Source organism: Paenibacillus sp. GXUN7292 (genome assembly GCF_050864975.1).
Lineage (GTDB): Bacteria > Bacillota > Bacilli > Paenibacillales > Paenibacillaceae > Pristimantibacillus.
In genome coordinates, this window is the sequence record NZ_JBOZWO010000017.1 from 101,349 (window position 1) to 120,818 (window position 19,470).

The window sequence follows — 19,470 nt, forward strand, 5'->3', positions numbered from 1 at the left end:
CTACCTACTTCGTTAAATTCAGGTGCCCGAACTTAGCAACGTATTTTTCCATATCACGATAAAATTTAGACGCAATCCCAATCTTATGAGAGAGATCCGCAAGCATACGCAAGAAGTATTGCTCCCCTTGTTCTGTGATGCGTACAAAATGGATGTTGCGCTTAATCGGGTCATCCCAATACGTCTCTACATAGCCGCTTTCACGCAAAAAACTAATCCTGCGACTCATGTAGGAGAGATTAACGCCCACGCCGTCAAAATCTTTGACCATGCGCTCGTCGAGCTCTAATAAGTAACTAACGCCGCCCCGAATCTCCGCCAGCACATAGAAATCAATGACCTCTTGCACCTGCAGGATGCGGCTCAACTTAAAATCTTTTCCGGATGCTTCTTTAATTTTGGACATCTGTAACCCCCCTCATTTACACATCATCGAAGAGCTGACTCTTCCAGCACGACTGATACATCTCTTCAAAGAATGCCGGCTCCAACCTTTCAACTTTGGAAATCAATAATGACCACATTGCTTGGTCAAGGGGATTCAATTCATCCCAGGGGACGCACAATTCCGGTTGTTTCAACTTCTCATTTGTTTGAACATGGTGGAACCAGATCTGATAGCGATGTTGATTAAATTCGACGCTGCAGCCTAATCGATAGTTCCAGTCCTCACTCAAGGGAATAACGAAGAACATTTCCTGAGCATCACTGTCGGCCGACTTTTCAATGACATCAACTTTTCCGCCACCAATAAACGTACAAGATTGTTGCAGCTCCTCGGCCTGCAGATCCTTAGAAATGAGCAAGGCGTCAATCGCTTGTACGGCAACCACCTCGTCATATTCACGCTGTACGACTTCAAACAGGCGCTCGTGATCCTTTCGCTTTACACAGTCTAGCAAATCAATAAACACTGCCTTATTCATCCTATTACCTCCTCGATGATGCTGGAATCTATCAACGGAACGCAGCCCTACCTTTTCATTAGCGAGAAATCAATATGAACAAGAAACTCTAGTAGCCGGCAACACCGCACCATGAAAAATTCCAATTATATAAACATATTATATCTTATGAACGTATATCTTTCCACAACCTTTTATAGAAGTGCTGTGCGCCTCCCCCTCATCTGTGCGTTTGTCCGCTCTTTCGCCCGTTCGTTTTCCTCCCTTGTTCCTTTTCTGCAGTCCGCTCATGCTCTCCACCTTAAATACTCCCAGCAGTCCCATTGGAACCCGCGTATCTTGCTCATATAGACTACCCCGTTACTACTCATGTATTTATATCCTTTTAACCCCTTACTACCCCCCCGAGGCCAAAAAATCGCCCACGCGACCACACGCCCTAACCTACTCTCGTACCTTGATACGGATGCGGTAACAGAACTTTTCGCTGTATCTAGGTACAGGATAAATAAAAGGGAGAACTGGGGAGTCGCAAAATATAGTAATAAGGATGATCGAAGTGCGAACAACGAAAGAAGCAATCATTGCGAGAGTAGCAGGAAATGAACCGAAAGTAGGGCAGCTGCGTGCGAGCGCCGAAGCGGTTGTGATAAGATATACGTTGATAAGAGAATATGTGTAATGATATTCGATTTTCTTCGTTGCACCGCCACGATCCGCGCCGTCAGCGCCATGTTCATTACTCGGCCGAGCAGCGTTCACTCTTCATTATGCTCGTCTCCTTCGCTTTTTGTACGAAGAAAAAAAAGTATTAGACTCGAGGTGCTGAATTGACGCGGTTTTTGAATTGAAACATCGTCAGCTATTGAAAAATAAGTTATAGACTGCCCAGTGATTATGAAAGTATTAAGTAGCAAAATCAGAAAATAAAGTATTAGATTACTCGAGCCGGCCGTCGTCAATGTCGCGCCGATCGCAAATCCCGGCTTCATCCGCAAGCGCCTGGTGCGCGGGCTACAGCTGCTCGGCAACGCCAGCCATCGCCGTTAGACATATCGAGAAGCCGGATTTCATCTGGAGGTATTAGGAGCGCGAGCTACAGTTAATTGCGACCGGAAGCTGTCATCAATGCTCTTGCTTCGTAATGTCGTGTCCCTTCGGAATCAGGAAGAACACGGCTGTCGCCGCCAACATCATGATGATCGCGCCGACAAGGCCGGTGCCCACAAGCGAGTCGGTGAAGGCGCTTCGGGCATGCTCGACCAGATCGTTCGCGCCGAGCTCCTGGGCAATGGCGAGCGCTCCGCCGAGAGAGTCCTCGACAGTGGCGACCAGCGAACTCGGCAAACCTTGATCGACCAGGGTCTCGGCTTTGAGATGATCGCGGTAAATCCATGAGGCGATGCTCCCGAGCATTGCAATACCGAAAACATTCCCAAGATCATAGGCGGATTCCTCGATCGCCGCCGCGTTGCCGGCTTTTTCCGGCGGCGTCCCCGACATGATGATCGCCGAAGCGATTGCGAGCGAGCCGGCGCCGGCACCGGCCAGCATGAGGGTGACCAACACCGCGCCGTAAGTCAGCTCGGGAAAGACGTACATCACAAGAAATCCAGCGCCGGCGAAGAACAATCCGCCGGCCAGCGTAGCCCGCGCGCCGATCCGTGCGGCGAGAGCGGGTGCCAGCAGCGATGCGATCATGGCTCCCGCCGCAAGCGGAAGCAGATGAATGCCGGCCTGCAGCGGGCTGTGCCCTTCGACGAGCTGCAGCCATTGCGCGACGAGCAGTAGCAGCGCGGCCATGGCAAACATCGAGAGGAAGGCGGCCAATACACCTCCGGTGAACGGAGCGCGCGAGAACAGCCGGACGTCGAGTAAAGGGTTGCTTCGCCGCAGGCAGCGAACGACAAACCAGGCCAGCAAAGCGGCGGCTCCGATCAGCGAGATCCAGACCAAGGGATCGGTCCAGCCTTCCTTGGCGAATCTTTTAATCCCCCATACGAGCCCGATCATGCCGGCCACCGACATCACCGACCCGGGCATATCCCATAACGGCGGATTCGCAGAGCGGGACTCGGGAAGCAGCAGTAGTCCGGCGATGATGGCGAGGACCATCAAAGGGACATTGATCAAGAACGCGGCCTGCCAGGAGAAATGATCCAGCAACAGTCCTCCGACGATTGGCCCGAAGGCTATGCCGAGTGAAGATACGGCAGCCCATACGCCAAGCGCTTTGGCACGTTCGGCGGGATCGGTGAAAATAATCCGGATCAACGACAGCGTCGTCGGCATGATCATCGCGCCGCCGACCCCGAGCAGCGCCCGGACGGCGATGACCGACATGGAGTCGCCGGCCAACAGGATCAGAAGGGAAGCGCCGCCGAAGACTCCTAAGCCGAGCAACAGCATCAGCCGGCGTCCCCACCGATCGGCGAGCGCGCTCATTGGGACGAGCAAGCCGGCCAGTATGAGCGAATATATGTCGATGATCCACAGCTGTTGATTGGCGGTCGGCTTCAAGTCGGCCGCTAGATCGGGCAAGGCCACATTAAGAATCGACAAGTCCATCATGATGACTAGCAAGCTTGCCGACAGCACCATGGTCGCGGCCCAGCGGCGGACCTTGGACAGCTCCAGTGGACGTTCCTTGTTTTGCGTGCTCATGACCGGCCTCCATGATCTTGGCCGCGGCCGATCATCGCCGCCAGCGTGCTCCGCAGCATAGCGGCTTCGAGCGGCTGCTCGTGAAGCATCGCATGAACGAAAGCGCCGTCACTGAATACGGCAATTGCGAGCGCTGTATTGCGGTCGGTGTAGCCGGACAGAAGCCCGACCAGCCCGTCGAACCAACGCAGGGCAAGCGGATGCAGCTCCGCGCGGTGGGCGCCCGCCGTATAGAGGGCGGCATCGGCTTGAACTTGTGCACGGTTGTGCAGGTAGTCATGAAAGATGTCGACAAGAATCATCAAATCGCCGTCCGACTCCGCGAGCGCCAGCTTGACGTTGGACAGCTCCTGGTCGATCTCGTCGGCCAGGCGGCCGAGCGCTTCTTCAATCAGTTGTTCCAGAGAAGCGAAATAATAAGTGGTGGAACCTAGCGGTACTTCGGCCCTCGCGGCGACTTTGCGGTGAGTGATAGCCGAGGGACCGTGCTTGACGAGCAGCTCGACCGCCGCCTTGACGATCGTATCGCGGCGGCCTTGCGGGTCCCGTTTGGTTTTGTCTTGATCGGATGAAGGAGTAGTCATAGATTCATTTCCTTTCGTGTACAAATGTACATGTACTAATGTACACATATTTTACGATGTTATACTTCATTTTGCAAGTAGTTTTTCATTTTCAAAAAGTTCGAGCGCCGGCTCGACGCCTAACCTCACCGATAGCTTCTCCCGCAATCCGGGCACTTCACCCCACCAACATTTTTGCCGCCGCGGCTCCTTTCGCCGATCTTGGGCGGCCGGCAATAAGCGCCGCCGCGCAGTATGACCACTTGGACACCGGGCATGTTGATCGCGCTGAGCAACCGCATCCATAAATATGAGAGCTCAGTACAGGTTGTAGTGTTCTGAAACTGCGCCGCCAGGCCGTGTTAGGAGTGGGGAAGGGACCGGAAAGCTGTAATTATTTTGTCCATTAGGGGTACTACCAACAAAAAGCGGAAAACATACGCTAAGCAAAATTCGACATAAAGAAAGCCGATTTTTCCTACGCTAAGGATTTTGAAAGATAAAAAAGCCTAATCCCTGCTAAATTGAAGGGGAAATTAGGCTTTTGGTCTTCCACAATCGCGCCCGTTAGCTTAATAACAGGTTACATTCCATAAGATTATTTTTCACTCAATTTTTCGTAAACATTGCGAATAAAGCGTGTCATTTTTTGATCGTATTCAGGATACTTGTAACCTAATGAGGAAGCGACCTTTTTAGAATATGTTCTGAACATTTGACAACACAACTCAAAGGATTCCCAAGATTCTCTATAACCTGATAGTGAGAAGGTTTTAGTTAGTTTGTCAAATTCCTTTTCGGGTAGATACTGATCAATAAATTTGTAGTTTTTGCCAACACTAAAATTAAACCCTTTACGTAGACCAACTTCCCAAGATATCATTCTTAAAAGTTCAGGACGGAGAATTTGATTAAAATGATCCAATGCGAAAAGAAGTTCTTTTCTAAACAATCCTTTTGCTACATAAGCTGATACATTCCAAAATTCATTACAGCAATCATCAAACTCTTGTTCATTGGGCTTTTTTGTCCAGTATTTAATATCACTTGGAATAATCGCTTTACTGATTCGATCGTCTTTGTCAACCAATATTTCTACTAAGCCATCTGAGTTGGAAAAGTATTTGTTTACCTCATCTAAAGGAATTAAACTCAGATCAATCTTTATACCATCGTTAAAATACATAATGTAGGTGAACCAGTGCTCAAACTCTGCCGGAAATAATTCCATATCCTCTGGTTTTTGCATGAAAACCATATTGCCGAAAATATTTAGCCAATCATCATCTTTCTTATAGGGTGCGATATCTGTGACAAAAAAGGAAATATCATAATCTTGAAAATCATCTTTTGGAATGTTTTGGTTTGTTCTAGAACCTTCAAGGACTGATAATCTGATGCCGTCATCATTCATAACAATATTTTTAAAAAGGTTTATCATCTCTTTTTCTTTGCGCATTTAAATCTCCCTATTCTCACAATAAGTTATTCCACAATATAGCCCAATTCTGTAATTCATGGCGCAGATCCTTGCTCCAGAACAGCGCCCTTTAATGGAACAAAAAGATTTGAATTCCTGTTATAAAAAAAGGATCAATTTTGAACTCTCTCCCAAAGTTGATCCCTTAACGATTTAGAAATCCCTTTGAGAATGTTTATATACATTCAAGGTAACCAGCCAACTAATGACAATGATTCCTGAAAAAAGTAATAACAAATTACTATACAGATAAGTTGACTGATCAACTTCCATAGGTAACAACCTTTGATCAAGTAAGGGTATGGATAATAAACCACCTACAATTGCAATACCTGTTCCCTCTGATAAAAAGCTGGTAAAGTTAAGCAAACTCATTCCAGCACCAGCTTCCTGCTGTTTCAAGCTACTTGAAACAATTGTTGATATAACTGTTTTGGTGAACGAAAGCCCACCTAAAACAAATACGATTATAATTGTCATGAACCATGATGTTGTTTCTAAAAGAAAGGAAGCAGTTAAAAAGCTAACAGAAAGAAATGTAACTCCGATGTTTAACACGTATAAAGGACCTCTTCTATCAACAAGTATCCCACCAATGTAGCCGAAAATAATGACACTCATTGTTCCAGGGAAAATAATTACACTTCCGATTTCGGCAGTACTTAGCTGGTGAACATCTTTCATCATATAAGGAACCATAGAGACAAACCCTGCTACTGTTCCAAATATAATTCCCCCACAAAGAACTCCAATCATAAAAGGTATATTTTTCCCTAATCCGGGATCAACAAAAGGATCTGTTACTTTCCTGATATGTTTTACAAATATCAGGAATGACAGCACGCTAACGATAAGAAAAGAAATGCTATATGATGTTGTAAACAACATAAAAAATACAATGCCTACAGACATTAGTATAATTCCTTTGATATCAAAATGACCTTTTATCCTTACTTCTTTCTTTAATAATTTCATAAGAAACGGAACAGTGATAATTGTTATCATAGGAATGAGTAGAAGATAGGACCAATGAATATAATGGGCTATCATTCCACCAATCGCTGGACCGACTCCTTCTCCCATGGCTACTATCGATCCAATAAGACCAAATGCTTTACCCCTATTTTCCTTTGGAATATAGCGCGCAACTACAACCATTACGAGTGCTGGAAATGCAGCTGCACCAGCCCCTTGAATAAAACGAGCCATAATAAGTAAGGAAAAGAAAGAATGGCCAACAAACCCAATTACCGACCCGAAACAATTTATTATAATTCCAAATAGGAGTAACCTTTTGATGCCTAATTGATCAGATAGCTTTCCATATACAGCTGTTCCAATGGAAAAGGTTAACATAAAGGCTGTGTTCACCCAGTTTGTACTCGCAGGTGGTTTATTAAAATCATTTGCAATATCAGGTAATGAGACGTTCAAAACCATTTCATTTAATACGCTAAAAAAAGATAAAATGCAAAGCCAAATTAAAATTTGGTTGTGTCGTAAATTCGATTGTGAATAGGATGTATTCACATTTCACCCTCCAATAATGAGGGCAGACGTAGTTTATAGGGTTAATGATACGCTTCCCTCTTTTAATTGAACCCTGTTACATTCATTACACTTCATAATTAATTCCTCCTAAACTTGATTAAAACATTTTACCACATATAAACTAAGTTTTAAATTCAGTATTTCATCACTTATACAACAATATGGCCCGATTGCTGAATAAAGTTGAAAGAACGATCATTGGCTATTTATTATTTCAATCCATGGATCAGATTCCGCAATTCAGCATTTACACTTTATCATATAATAACCTTTGACAATCGTGGGTGCTACTGTTTGTTCCAAAACTCTCCCTTTTCTGTACATACAACTTTTTCCCTTTTAGGAAGTGTCTTTTAACGCTTTAAATATAACATATCTCTGTACATTAATCTATGTCTACTAACCTATTATTATTTAACTTATGTTACAATGAAGCAAAAGGAATAATAGAGAAAGAGTGATTTTTGTGTTTATTGGATACGCACGTGTATCAACGGGATTACAAAACTTGGATTTACAAACAGATGCGTTAGCCCAACATGGTTGTACGAAAATTTTCCACGATAAAATGAGCGGGGCGAAGAAAAAACGTCCCGGTTTAGAAGAGGCGCTCCAGTATGTACGCGAGGGGGATACAATTGTCGTTTGGCGATTAGATCGTCTCGGTCGAAACATGCAGGACTTAATACAAATCGTAAATACTTTGAATGAACGAGGAATAGGATTCCACAGTCTACAGGAAAACTTGACTATGGACAAAAGCAACGCAACGGGGCAATTGATGTTTCACTTATTTGCGGCTTTTGCAGAATTTGAGCGTAATCTAATTGAGGAACGCTCGGCTGCTGGACGAGCAGCTGCAAGAGCGCGTGGACGACTAGGTGGTCGCCCAGAGAAATATGGATCAAAAGATATTGAAATGATGAGAGCTCTAATTGAAAATGGCACTCCGATTAAAGATGTTGCTGAAAAATGGGGTGTATCCCGCACAACAATTTATCGCTATTTGGAAAAAAAATAAATACTTTTTACGAAGGTGGGGTAATATGGCATCTAGAGGAAAAGAATTACTCACAGCAGATCAAAGGGAAGAATTTGTACGAATACCATTGGATATGACCGAACGTGAATTAGAAATCTATTATACTTTTTCGCAATATGATCTCGAAATTATTAATCGACACAGAAGGGATCATAACCGTTTAGGATTTGCCGTCCAATTATGCGTTTTACGATACCCTGGATGGTCACTCTCATATGTTGAACCTATACCGGATTTGGTAATTCAATATATAGCGAAGCAAATAAATGCTGACCCCGATTCTTTTTCTTTATATGCTAAACGTGATCCAACCAAACATGAACATTTGGAAGAAATTCGACAAGTATTTGGTTATCAGAATTTCTCTCCAAGTAAGTATCGTAAGACTGCACAGTTTTTAATGCAACATGCCTTGCAAAATGGAAATTCAATGTACCTACTTCATACAGTTCAAGAACAATTACGGAATCAAAAAATAATACTTCCTGGAATAACCACCATAGAAAGACTTGTTTGGGAAACCCGTCGGAGAGCAGAGGAAAAAATATTCAAATCCTTAATGAAACCCCTTTCAAATTGGCAAAAACAAAAACTGGAGACACTTATCGACCCCTTTGTTGAAAACAGGAAAACTCCATTAGCATGGTTAAGGGAACTTCCTGGCCAATCGTCACCCGATGCCTTTTTAAAAGTAATTAAGCGTTTGGAATATATCAGGGACTTGAAACTTCCAATGATTACACAAGAAGTGCATCCCAATCGATTGCTTCAATTATCACGTATTGGAGCACGTTATGAACCTCATTCATTTCGCAGATTTAAAGAAAATAAGAAATACGCCATTCTGGTAGCATACCTTGTGACACTCAGCCAAGACTTAATTGACCAAGCAATTGAAATTCATGATAGGCAAATGATGATTTTACAATCAAAAGGTCGAAAAACACAAGAAGAAATGCAAAGGGAAAATGGAAAAGCAGTTAATGAAAAAGTTATTCATTTTGCAGACATTGGAGCCGCGCTTATTCAAGCGCGTGATGAAGGACTCGATCCATTTAGCACCATTGAAAAAGTAATGCCATGGGATAAAATCATTACCTCCGTTGAAGAAGCGAAAAAATTAGCTCGACCAATGGACTATGATTATCTTGATTTGCTTGGAAATCGATTCACTTATCTGAGAAAGTATACTCCTGCCCTTCTTAAGTCTTTAGAGTTTCGTTCCACAATAGCATCAGAGCCATTAATACGTGCTTTAGAAACATTGAAAGAAATGAATGAATCTGGAAAAAGAAAAGTACCAGATGAGGCTCCGATAGATTTTGTTCCAAAACGTTGGCAGAAACATGTTTATGATGAAGAAGGAACAATAAATCGACATTATTATGAAATGGCTGCCCTAACAGAATTGAAAAATCATATTCGCTCTGGAGACGTATATGTTGTTGGTAGCAGACTACATAAGGACTTTGAAGAGTACCTTGTTGCTAAAGAGGACTGGAAAGCAACAAATCTTGAAGAAACTAAGTTAGCAGTTCGCTCCTCAGCTGAGGTATATCTTGAAGAACAAAGGAAGGCACTAATTCAACGACTCACATGGATTTCAAATAATCTTGATGATCTTGAAGGAGTAAACATCGAAAAATCTAAACTTAGACTAGATCGTTTAGAAAAAGATACTCCAGAAGAAGCACGAAACTTCAGTCTATCCTTGTATAATATGCTGCCAAAGGTAAAGCTCACTGATCTTTTAATGGAGGTAGCCCACTGGACAGGATTTGATAAAATGTTGGTACACGCTTCCACTAATAGACCTCCAAAGGGAGAGGAAAATCCTATTCTGATGGCTGCACTTATGGCAATGGGAACTAACATCGGTTTGACTAAAATGGCAGATGCTACACCTGGAATTACTTATCACCAAATGGCTAATGCTGCTCAATGGCGTTTGTACGATGATGCTATTAGTCGGGCGCAATCCACATTGGTAAATTTTCAGAAAAAATTAACCCTTGCTTCATATTGGGGTGATGGTACCACTTCTTCATCTGACGGAATGCGAGTACAGGTTGGTGTATCATCTTTGCACGCTGAAGCAAATCCTCATTATGGTACAGGTAAAGGTGCAACCATTTATCGGTTTACAAGTGATCAATTCTCTTCTTTTTATACGAAAGTCATTAATACAAACGCAAGAGATGCTGTACATGTCATCGATGGATTACTTCATCATGAAACGGAGTTAAATATTGAGGAGCATTATACTGATACAGCAGGTTATACCGATCAGGTTTTCGGTTTAAGTCATTTGTTGGGGTTTCGATTTGCACCAAGACTTCGTGATTTAGCTGACGCTAAACTTTACACAATTCAAAAACCAAATGATTTTCCTAAATTGGAAAACTTACTTCGTGGACGGATTAACACAAAGGTTATTCAGGAAAACTTTGATGACGTGCTCCGATTAGCCCATTCTATTAGAGAGGGAAAAGTATCCGGTTCGCTTATTATGGGGAAGTTAGGTTCGTATGCAAGACAAAACAAATTAGCCACCGCTTTACGGGAAATGGGAAGAATCGAAAAAACTATTTTTATCCTAGATTATATATCTAGTGAGACATTACGTAGACGTATCCAGCGAGGACTAAATAAAGGGGAAGCCATGAATGGTTTGGCAAGAGCATTATTTTTCGGAAAACGAGGCGAGTTACGGGAAAGAGGTTTACAGGATCAGTTGCAGCGCGCAAGTGCATTAAACATTATAATTAACGCAATTAGCGTATGGAATACCGTATATCTAACTGAAGCAACGAAATTGTTAAAGGAAAAAGGAAATTTACGGGAGGACCTATTAAAACACATTTCACCTCTGGGATGGGAACATATCAATTTTCTTGGTGAATATACCTTTGATATGACGAAAATAACAAGCTTAGATTCACTGCGCCCTCTTAATCAATAAAATGAAATCCGAAAATTCCTTAGCGTAGGAAAAATCGGCATTCTTTATGTCGAATTTTGCTTAGCGTATGTTTTCCGCTTTTTGTTGGTAGTACCCCTATATAATGAAATTTGATAATTTTTCATCCAACTCTTTAAGAGTAAGCAGGGAAGGGCTGTTCTGATTGCCAATATATCCAGGCAAATCTTGTAGAAACAATTGATTAATGGTTGAGAAGAATCTTTCTATTTTCCCCCGTCCTCTTGGAACACCGACTGCGGAGAAAACCAAGTTGATTTTTAAATCAATGGCGACTTGTTCTAAATGATTGGAAGTAAAGTCGCTCCCGTGATCTGTATAAAACTTTTCAGGTATACCACATATTTGCCAATCAAAGTTCCTTTTTCTCCATATTGCTTGGTGTAGAACAAGTGCTGTATGAATGGCAGTCGGGTCTTGGAAAGTTAAAAAATACCCAGCAATTGCCCGACTATAGTCATCTAAAATAATTGTTAACCAAGGTCTTTCTGGATTTCCTTTTTCGTTCAAAACAATGATATCTAATGGAGTATGATCAGCTTGCCATATCTCGTTGGGATAGTTGGCTTCTCGTCGGTGAATTAAATCATGAGTGTTTTGATACTCTTTTTTTCCTTCATAGGCGAGTTTTTTAAGTCCAGGGGATAAAAATCTGGAAATCGCATACACCTGATAATAACTGGGCTGCTTCCAGTTATTCTTTTTGCATGTCTCACAAATTTTTCTATGAATTGAAGTTACTGAATTTCTTTTATGATTCAGTATTAAATTCTTAATCTCTTCTTGTACCTCTTTTTCCACTTTAAAAATGCCGGAGTCTCTGCGACGCTTTCGGATCAAACCCACTAATCCAAACTGTTCATACTGACTCACCCAATATTGAAGCGTCCGTTTTGAAACATCAGAGTCTTCAGCAACTGCTCTCAAACTTTTCTCGCGGTTAAGATATGGGGCAATTAATCTATATTTATCCATGGCCTTTTGTCTTTGTTCTTCTGAATAAGCAGTCAAATGCGGGACTTTATCACTCATAATCCCCACTCCTCATTGAAATTATCGAACGATTAGGCATCTGCAAGATCGTTTTCCACTTGCTTAACCAGTTTATAGAACGTTGTTTTTTTAACATTCGCTTGCTGCATCGCTTGTGTCGCTGTAATCTCACCTTTTTTCCATTCATGATAGGCAGCCATGAATGTATCTGTAATCTGTGCTTTCGGACGGCCAAAAACCTTTCCTTGATTCTTTGCTGCATCAATCCCTTCACGTTGCCGTTTGCGTATGCGTTCCCGTTCATCTTGTGCAATCCAAGAAAGTATCTGTAAAACAAGGTCGGCGATAAAAGTGCCCATACTGTCTTTATATTGGGTGGTATCCAATAATGGCATGTCCATCACAACAATATCAGCTTGAAGTTCTTTCGTAATGGCATTCCATTCTTCAACAATTTCTTCTTTATTTCGTCCAAAGCGATCTAGTGAATGGATATACAACACATCGCCCGGTCGAAGAATCCGTTTGAGCAGTTGGTATTGTGCACGTTGAAAATCCTTGCCACTGCCTTTATCCATGAAAATATCGCGTTCATGTATGCCTTTTTCTTTCATTGCCACAACTTGGCGATGCTCATTTTGATCTTTACTGCTGACACGGATGTATCCATATTTTCGATTTTCCATAGAAATGTATCTTCTGCCTTTCCCTTCAAATGTCTTTCTTCATTTTATCAAGAAACGTTCGTAAAAGTATATGTAAATTAGAGAACGTTCACAATTTATTTTCATATGTTTATGAACGGTACTTTCTCTTTATATAGGGTCACTTAAATAGTGTTCGTAAAAGTGTACTTTTACGAACGCTAATAAAGTGAGAAATCAAATGATATTAAAAGGTTTTCAAAAAGTTGAAGAAGAACTTAGCAAGAGGGTTTCAGATTATATAATTGAGGAGGGTTTTATGAAGCTGAACGCATTCCCGAATACTTTCAAGTTGTTCTCTAGAGAGACTACATAAATTAACTGCCAAAGACTACATTTTTAGAATGCCATAAACATCTTCAAGTATATATTTCATTAACTTACATTTGTATTTAGGGAGAATAAAAAATCCTCCCAATTATTATTGGAAGGATTATCTATTCATTTATACTAAATAAGAGTTTTTTGTCATTCGACAAACAAAACATCTAGTTAAACTGATTTAAAAAAAATGGATGACTAATCCTATATCTTAGTACTTTGAAACTTATTCATTTCAAATTAGAAGAATACAGATTAGTTAATTATCTTCCACCCAGTAGTCCATTCATATTTGAAGAAAATACTAGCATAATTGAGTTATCAAAATAATATTAATTGCATTAATATTATTTAAAAATTCACCTTATTATATCAGCTATATACCTTGTTCAATACTATTGGCTATTTTGATAATTACCATATAATTGACCACAAGCAGCGTCAATATCAATCCCAAATTGACTTCTAATTGTGACATGGATACCAGCAGACTTCAAAACTTTGTAAAAGGCTTCTACCTGCCCTTCGTTTGCTTCTCCATACATCTCAGGTGCACTTATTGTAGGATTGTATCGTATCAAATTTACATGATATAACTTCCCTGATTTATAGCGACTTTTAAGAAGGCTAACAACTTCGTTTGCATGCTCAAGAGAATCATTTACACCAGGCAACATGATATAAGCTATATATACTTTCCTTGAAGTTAATCTTATATGTTCATCGAGTATATTCATTACCTCATCTATTGGGTATCTATCATTTATTGGCATCAATTTGCTGCGTTCCTCACTATAAGGTGAGTGTAATGAAAATGTAAGATTTACTTGAGGATATTCCTGGGTTATTTTTTTGATACTAGGTATAATACCAATCGTTGATATAGAAAGTCTACGAGGACTTAATGCAAATAAATTAGGATCCGTAAACGAATCAAGAGCATCAAATACTTGACGGTTGGCTAGAGCTTCACCCATTCCCATAAAAGAAATGCTATCAATTTGATGACCTAATAAATGGAAGTATAAAACTTGATCTGTTATCTCATCTACAGTTAGGTTTTTTTTCAATCCAATGTCGCCTGTAGCACAAAATTTACACCCAAAATTACATCCGCATTGTGATGATATACAAAATGACTCCCAACCTGCTTTATACTTCATGTTTACCGTTTCTACTCTCTCATTCTTTGATACTTCAAAAAGCACTTTCGTAACTTGCTCTGAATTTTGCTCTGCTAAGAGCTTGATATTCAAAACTGTTTCTCCAAAATTATTTATTAAATCCTCCCTAAGTAATTTTGGAAGAACCTTCATATCCTCAAATCGACTAATTCTTTGTTTAAAAATCGCATTGGTTATTTGTTTTATTCTATAATCAGGCTCATTATTACTTCTTAAAAATTCCTGTATTTTACCATACTTTGTTTTATTATTAAAATTCATTTCTTTCATCCTTTCACAATTTGCTCTAGTTAAGAATCAATTTCTTTTTGCACACAAAAAAAACACAGATAAAAATTACCGGTGCCGAAAGTCAAAACATACAAATATGCATATTTCACTACATAAAACAAGTATGTTGATGATCTTGTTTTAAACTTATCCATAGTAGAGGCAAAGCTCCGGCAACTGTTTTTATATCATTGTTTAGTTTAAAAAAGGACAGACTACTCCCTTTAATAGCTAAACGGTTTCCGATTTTTGTATTTTCACCGAATAAGATTCTAAAAACAGTTAACATAGCTATTACCTCCTTTCACTAATTAATATACTTAGCCTATACTGTAACATTTTAATATTCAAATGTAAATATTAAAGTTAGCAACATAATGTAAAACCTAAATCAACCAATTTTATAAAAACTTTTAGTGCCTTGTCTTCATCTGATATTTATGGACTGGGGAAACCAACTGGACGAGATAGAAGGTGGGGGTGTATTTCGCAACTGAAAATTGAGCCATTTCGCAATTTAATTTTGAGCCACTTATGAATGGCTATTTTCAAGCCACTTTTGCGTTTCTCTCATTCGGTAAGATGGGCCGATCATATTCACCACGTGCGATTTATGCGTCAAGCGATCCGTCAATGCGGCGGTCAAAATAGGATCATGGAATACCTCTTCCCATTTCGCAAAAGACAGGTTGCTCGTAATAATGGTTGAGGATCGACCAGCACGCAACGACAAATGTGTAAACAGTAATTCAGCCCCTTCTTTATCGAAGGAAATGTAGCCTAATTCATCAATGATAACGAGGTCATATTTCTCAAATCGCAATTCGAAAGAGCGTAAGGTCCTTTCGGACCGGCTTTCCTTCAACTGATTGATTAAGGACGAGACACTGGCGAAATAAACCTTGTAGCCCGCTAAACAAGCTTCTACCCCTAAGCCGATCGCCAGGTGGCTCTTGCCGGTTCCTGGAGAACCGGTCAGAATCACATTCTGTCCAGCTTTGATGAAATCGAGCGTCTGTAAGTTGGGCAGTTTTTGCTGCGCATCTGTCGGCAGCGCTCGAGTATCAATCTCCTCCAGCAGCTTTTTCTCCGGAAAGTTCGCACGGCGGATCCGTGTGGATTTAGACCGGATCCAGCGGTCATTCTTTTCCTTCGTTAACACGGTGTGTAACAGGTCAATCGCAGGTGTCGTTTCCTGGAATGCTACGTCTTCTTCGACCAACTCACGGATGCCAGGAAGACGTAATTCTTTGCACAGGTCGATGACGCTTTGCTTTTTATCCATGTTCAAGCACTCCTTCATCGACTTGATTGAACATCGCTGAAAAGGCCTTAATGTTTTGAAGCGCCTGTTCGACCGTCTCGTCTGGATGCAGCGGTACCGCAGGTACCAGATCTGTTTGTTCGCTCAGAAAGATTAGCTTTTCGGTCGTGATGTCGCCGAGACCTTTTGTCTCAATCTGTCGGACGGCAGCCATCACGTTATCCCACTGATTTTTCTCACGTACATAAAGGAGTAGCTCTAGAAAATCTTTCTCTTTTCCGATATAATGGTTTTCGAAGAGTTTTTTAATTTGATTTGGTGCTTGGCTCAAACATTCACTTTGAGCTAAAGCGCCTTTTTTCTTTGTGAAAGTTTTTATGTAATGATAGAGATCCATTTCCCATTGATGAACACCCCAATTTCTCCGATGTTCTGCGACGAATTCCCCTTCAATAAAGAGACGGACTGAATCCGCACTTACCTTTGCACGAATCCATGCGCCTACATGACCTTCAGGTACGGAATACCGATTTTGCTTAATCGTGACGGTGCTATATTTATCTACCCGACATTCCACGACTTCCGAAACATCGAATGGCAGAGGAAGCGCCTCTTGAGCAGCGGCAACTTTTTCCTGGTCTTTCAATTCTATATGAGCGAGTTTCTTTTCATGGTGAATCCGTTTATTGAGCGACAGAATGGTTTGGGCTAGACGTTTCTGGGCGTCTTCAAGAGAAGGGAATGCGATGTCATACGAAAATGCTTTTCTGCGAACAACCTCCACACTCCGTTCCACATGCCCCTTCTGGTTTCCTTTTCTTGGCTCGCAGAGCCGGATCCGGAATTCATAGTAATTGGAGAGGTTGATCATGCCATCCGTGATTTTCCGGTCTGTTCCGACAAACGATTTCACCACGGTTCGCATATTGTCGTAAGTGAAAACAGAGGGAACGAAACCTAAGTGGTCAATCAGTTTGGTATGTGCATCCTGTATGCAGATCATCGTCTCGGATTCATAAAGCAGCGCAAACCGGTAATTGCTGTAAGCCAAGGTGAAGACCGCCAGTGAATAGGACTTCTGTTTCCCGTCAATCACCAGTTTTACTTCTCCCCAATCAAATTCCACTTCCCAGGCCGCTGAATAGCGTTGGCGAATATAGACCTCTTTTGTTCGTCTCTCCTCGCTATTGACGAAATTCCGAACCGTTGTATAGCCGATATCGTACCCTTCTTCTTGCAGTTTTTCATACATATCAATCTTTTTCATTTGTTGCTTGCTCATGTTGTTTTTGCGTTTCCATTCATTGTCCTGAATGAACCCCTTGAGCCTTTCCACAATCTCTTCCGTCATTTTACGTTTCACTCCAGCCCTTTTCTTGTAGGAGGGAGGCGATAAAATATCTTCTGTAACCGGCAGGTTACGAACATCGGTCGCCTTACTCTTCTCAAAGGCTTCGATATATTTGGATACGGTGTTTCTAGAGACCTTCACTTCTGTGGAAATTTGTCTTTGGCTGACATCTTGAAGATGCAGCTGAATCACCTGTTGCTTCTTGTTCAACGTAATCACTCCTGTTTTCCCCCTAACGATTGTGCTAGGGTTATTTTCCTACAGAAGTGGCTCAGTTTTCAATTGCGTTGGTGGCTCAGTTTTAAGTTAACATATACACCCTTGCCAATTTTTATTTTGTCCGTTTTGTCTAGCTTACCGAAAGCCAGACTCAGCAAGAATAAAATTTTTATTGTCTTTCGGTTTTCTAGTGTAACGGACAAAACCACTCAAAATAAAAAAGATACAAGAGAGGTCTCTCGTATCTTTTATTCAGCAATCGCGCCCGATTGCTGAACAGATTAATAATAGATTTTAGCTTTTTATTTGTTGAAAAAAGCTAATCAAATTGTTGTCGGGATCAATTACTGCAAAGTCTCGTTCATCCCACCACTGATCTTTTAATGATGTATTGGGGTGCAAAATGCCCAAAGGCTTAATATGTTGATATAATTCATCAATTCCCTCTACTTCAATGCGGCAACTAGCAGTACCAGCAATAAACGACTCCGCACCTGTACAAACCGGTGAATCATTACTACGAGAGCGCCAGCCTTCATCACTTGCCTCCCATAGATGAATCCGAACCTCATTACACATTAGAACTGCGAATCCATCTTCATGGTGAACCAAAGTGAAACCTAGTTTATCGCAATAAAAACCTATACTCTTTTTAATATCCCCGACTGGCAATGCCGGGATAGACTGTAACATTCTCACGCATAAAATCCCCTTTCATTTTCTAATGTAAATCTATTACCTTATTATTAATTCAATTCGCTCATAATTAATCCTTTTTCTTATTACGCAAAATGGCCCGATTTAAGCACACCCTTTATTCCGTTAATGCGCCATGACAGCCATGATAATTACTAATACTAGGAGAAGTTAATAAATACGTAACCAACATGATTAACAATTATTAGAGGTCATCGTTCAAAATGGTATGCGTTTTGACACATCCACTATATATCCGTGTCGTTCTGTCCACTCCTGAATCCCATTCCAGAAATTCTCTAGCGATTCCAGAAGTTTCTCAGAGTCGGAAAGTTGACCAGACATTACGAACTGGCACAGATGGTCATAACCTGAAGGAAGATCTGATTGCTTAACTGCTTCAGTTAAGACCGAAGCGCTCGTCGTATAACAGATGCGATGATGCAGACCAATCAACATGGCACCTGCCATTGCTACCTGTACAGTCAAGGATGGTAGAAATGTTGTCGGTCCTTGCACACGAATATTACGCCATTTGCCTGCATATTCAAACAGCTCTTCTACGATAAGGGCACAAATCGCATCGTGGAACGTTTGGGCTTCTACCGATTTAGCAGTTTGATACACTTTCTCTAAGTATCCACCTGAATCATAAATCGGCAAAATAGAGAAAAATTGACCATGTGTAAGCGGCCAATCTGATTCCACCTGAGATGCATAATCTAGTAGAATCTCTTCGCTATCAAAATTCACTTCCACCTTCCACTCACCGGTTGTCCATTCATGGCTGAACTCTGCTTCCTCTGTTGACATGACACACATCATCTCAATATCCGAATAGGGCCCATCAGTCTGACGACCAAGAGAGCCATAAACACCAATAGCCTTAACATCATCCCCATATTTATCCAATATTCGTTCCTTAATTTCATGAACAATCTTCATTCTTTCTTCTCTAGTCATTATTATTGGTCCATTCACTATTCTCATTCCCTTTTCAGATAATTTTAGATTTGCTTTTCTAAATAAGAATATTTGGAGAGCACCGTTCTTATTCAGCTATTAATAACTCGTCTTCCTAAGCATCCTTCAATCCTTTTAATAACAATTATAGCATCTAATCTTCAACAAACTGGCCCGTTTGTTGAACTACTCTTTAATAAAATAATTTTTCCGTTCCCAATTCCACATTGCAATAATAGAAAATCCATCTTCATCGGCTTTTTCGTCATCATCTGTATGAATCAAATCGCCTTCTTCTGTGTCATCAAGGTTTAATTTTT

At 41.2% G+C, this 19,470-nt stretch carries 18 protein-coding genes; 3 read left to right on the forward strand and 15 right to left on the reverse strand.

The features are described 5' to 3' along the window. Positions 1–4: 4 nt before the first annotated feature. Together ACRRU2_RS15385 and ACRRU2_RS15390 are read right to left on the reverse strand one after the other, a co-directional pair. Positions 5–406, reverse strand: a complete 402-nt coding sequence (locus ACRRU2_RS15385) for a hypothetical protein (RefSeq protein ID WP_432502986.1) — start codon at positions 404–406, stop codon at positions 5–7. A 16-nt stretch (positions 407–422) separates the two neighbouring features. After that, complete coding sequence (locus ACRRU2_RS15390) at positions 423–926, reverse strand: hypothetical protein (protein WP_432502988.1); 504 nt, start codon at positions 924–926, stop codon at positions 423–425. A gap of 538 nt (positions 927–1,464) precedes the next feature. On the opposite strand from ACRRU2_RS15390, the gene ACRRU2_RS15395 reads away from it, so the two are divergent. Beyond that, positions 1,465–1,587, forward strand: coding sequence for a hypothetical protein (locus ACRRU2_RS15395; protein WP_432502990.1), 123 nt, complete (start codon positions 1,465–1,467; stop codon positions 1,585–1,587). Between the two features lie 443 nt (positions 1,588–2,030). On the opposite strand, the gene ACRRU2_RS15400 is transcribed toward ACRRU2_RS15395, so the two are convergent. The 5 genes from ACRRU2_RS15400 to ACRRU2_RS15420 all read right to left on the reverse strand — a co-directional run bounded on the left by ACRRU2_RS15400 (position 2,031) and on the right by ACRRU2_RS15420 (position 7,238). After that, complete coding sequence (locus ACRRU2_RS15400; protein WP_432502992.1) at positions 2,031–3,569, reverse strand: MFS transporter; 1,539 nt, start codon at positions 3,567–3,569, stop codon at positions 2,031–2,033. After that, a complete protein-coding gene (locus ACRRU2_RS15405) occupies positions 3,566–4,153 on the reverse strand; it encodes a TetR/AcrR family transcriptional regulator (protein WP_432502994.1) in 588 nt (195 codons plus the stop codon). Before ACRRU2_RS15405 ends, ACRRU2_RS15400 begins: the two co-directional genes overlap by 4 nt. A 577-nt stretch (positions 4,154–4,730) precedes the next feature. Continuing rightward, positions 4,731–5,591 (reverse strand): aminoglycoside 6-adenylyltransferase, encoded by an 861-nt coding sequence (ant(6), locus tag ACRRU2_RS15410; RefSeq protein WP_205177999.1) that lies wholly within the window; start codon positions 5,589–5,591, stop codon positions 4,731–4,733. 174 nt (positions 5,592–5,765) lie between these two features. Further along, a complete protein-coding gene (gene tet(L) / locus ACRRU2_RS15415) occupies positions 5,766–7,142 on the reverse strand; it encodes a tetracycline efflux MFS transporter Tet(L) (RefSeq protein WP_001574277.1) in 1,377 nt (458 codons plus the stop codon). 33 nt (positions 7,143–7,175) lie between these two features. Next, positions 7,176–7,238, reverse strand: a complete 63-nt coding sequence (locus ACRRU2_RS15420) for a tetracycline resistance efflux system leader peptide (RefSeq protein ID WP_012779615.1) — start codon at positions 7,236–7,238, stop codon at positions 7,176–7,178. A gap of 391 nt (positions 7,239–7,629) precedes the next feature. Between ACRRU2_RS15420 and ACRRU2_RS15425 the strand changes: the two genes are divergently transcribed. Further along, complete coding sequence (locus tag ACRRU2_RS15425; RefSeq protein ID WP_018659525.1) at positions 7,630–8,184, forward strand: recombinase family protein; 555 nt, start codon at positions 7,630–7,632, stop codon at positions 8,182–8,184. Positions 8,185–8,209: 25 nt separating this feature from the next. Continuing rightward, positions 8,210–11,167, forward strand: a complete 2,958-nt coding sequence (locus tag ACRRU2_RS15430) for a Tn3 family transposase (protein ID WP_018659524.1) — start codon at positions 8,210–8,212, stop codon at positions 11,165–11,167. A 96-nt stretch (positions 11,168–11,263) separates the two neighbouring features. Here ACRRU2_RS15430 and ACRRU2_RS15435 read toward each other — a convergent pair whose 3' ends face one another. The 8 genes from ACRRU2_RS15435 to aadD1 all read right to left on the reverse strand — a co-directional run bounded on the left by ACRRU2_RS15435 (position 11,264) and on the right by aadD1 (position 19,168). Then, positions 11,264–12,217, reverse strand: coding sequence for a DDE-type integrase/transposase/recombinase (locus ACRRU2_RS15435; RefSeq protein ID WP_432502999.1), 954 nt, complete (start codon positions 12,215–12,217; stop codon positions 11,264–11,266). 32 nt (positions 12,218–12,249) lie between these two features. After that, positions 12,250–12,864 carry a recombinase family protein gene (locus ACRRU2_RS15440; protein WP_032495683.1) on the reverse strand — a complete coding sequence of 205 codons (615 nt, stop codon included), beginning with the start codon at positions 12,862–12,864 and terminating at the stop codon, positions 12,250–12,252. 734 nt (positions 12,865–13,598) lie between these two features. Next, entirely contained in the window at positions 13,599–14,648 is a 1,050-nt protein-coding gene (gene cfr, locus ACRRU2_RS15445) for a 23S rRNA (adenine(2503)-C(8))-methyltransferase Cfr (RefSeq protein ID WP_001010505.1), read from the reverse strand. 118 nt (positions 14,649–14,766) lie between these two features. Beyond that, positions 14,767–14,946, reverse strand: coding sequence for a hypothetical protein (locus ACRRU2_RS15450; protein WP_013356267.1), 180 nt, complete (start codon positions 14,944–14,946; stop codon positions 14,767–14,769). Positions 14,947–15,189: 243 nt separating this feature from the next. Continuing rightward, entirely contained in the window at positions 15,190–15,942 is a 753-nt protein-coding gene (gene istB, locus ACRRU2_RS15455; protein ID WP_000358824.1) for an IS21-like element ISSau9 family helper ATPase IstB, read from the reverse strand. After that, the gene (gene istA / locus ACRRU2_RS15460) at positions 15,935–17,482 is read right to left on the reverse strand and encodes an IS21-like element ISSau9 family transposase (protein WP_032495648.1); all 1,548 of its coding nucleotides are present in this window, start codon (positions 17,480–17,482) and stop codon (positions 15,935–15,937) included. The genes istB and istA overlap by 8 nt, the downstream gene beginning before the upstream one ends. Positions 17,483–17,785: 303 nt before the next feature. After that, positions 17,786–18,190 (reverse strand): bleomycin binding protein, encoded by a 405-nt coding sequence (gene bleO / locus ACRRU2_RS15465; RefSeq protein ID WP_001242578.1) that lies wholly within the window; start codon positions 18,188–18,190, stop codon positions 17,786–17,788. A 216-nt stretch (positions 18,191–18,406) separates the two neighbouring features. Beyond that, entirely contained in the window at positions 18,407–19,168 is a 762-nt protein-coding gene (aadD1, locus tag ACRRU2_RS15470; RefSeq protein WP_001014230.1) for an aminoglycoside O-nucleotidyltransferase ANT(4')-Ia, read from the reverse strand. Between the last annotated feature and the right edge of the window lie 302 nt (positions 19,169–19,470).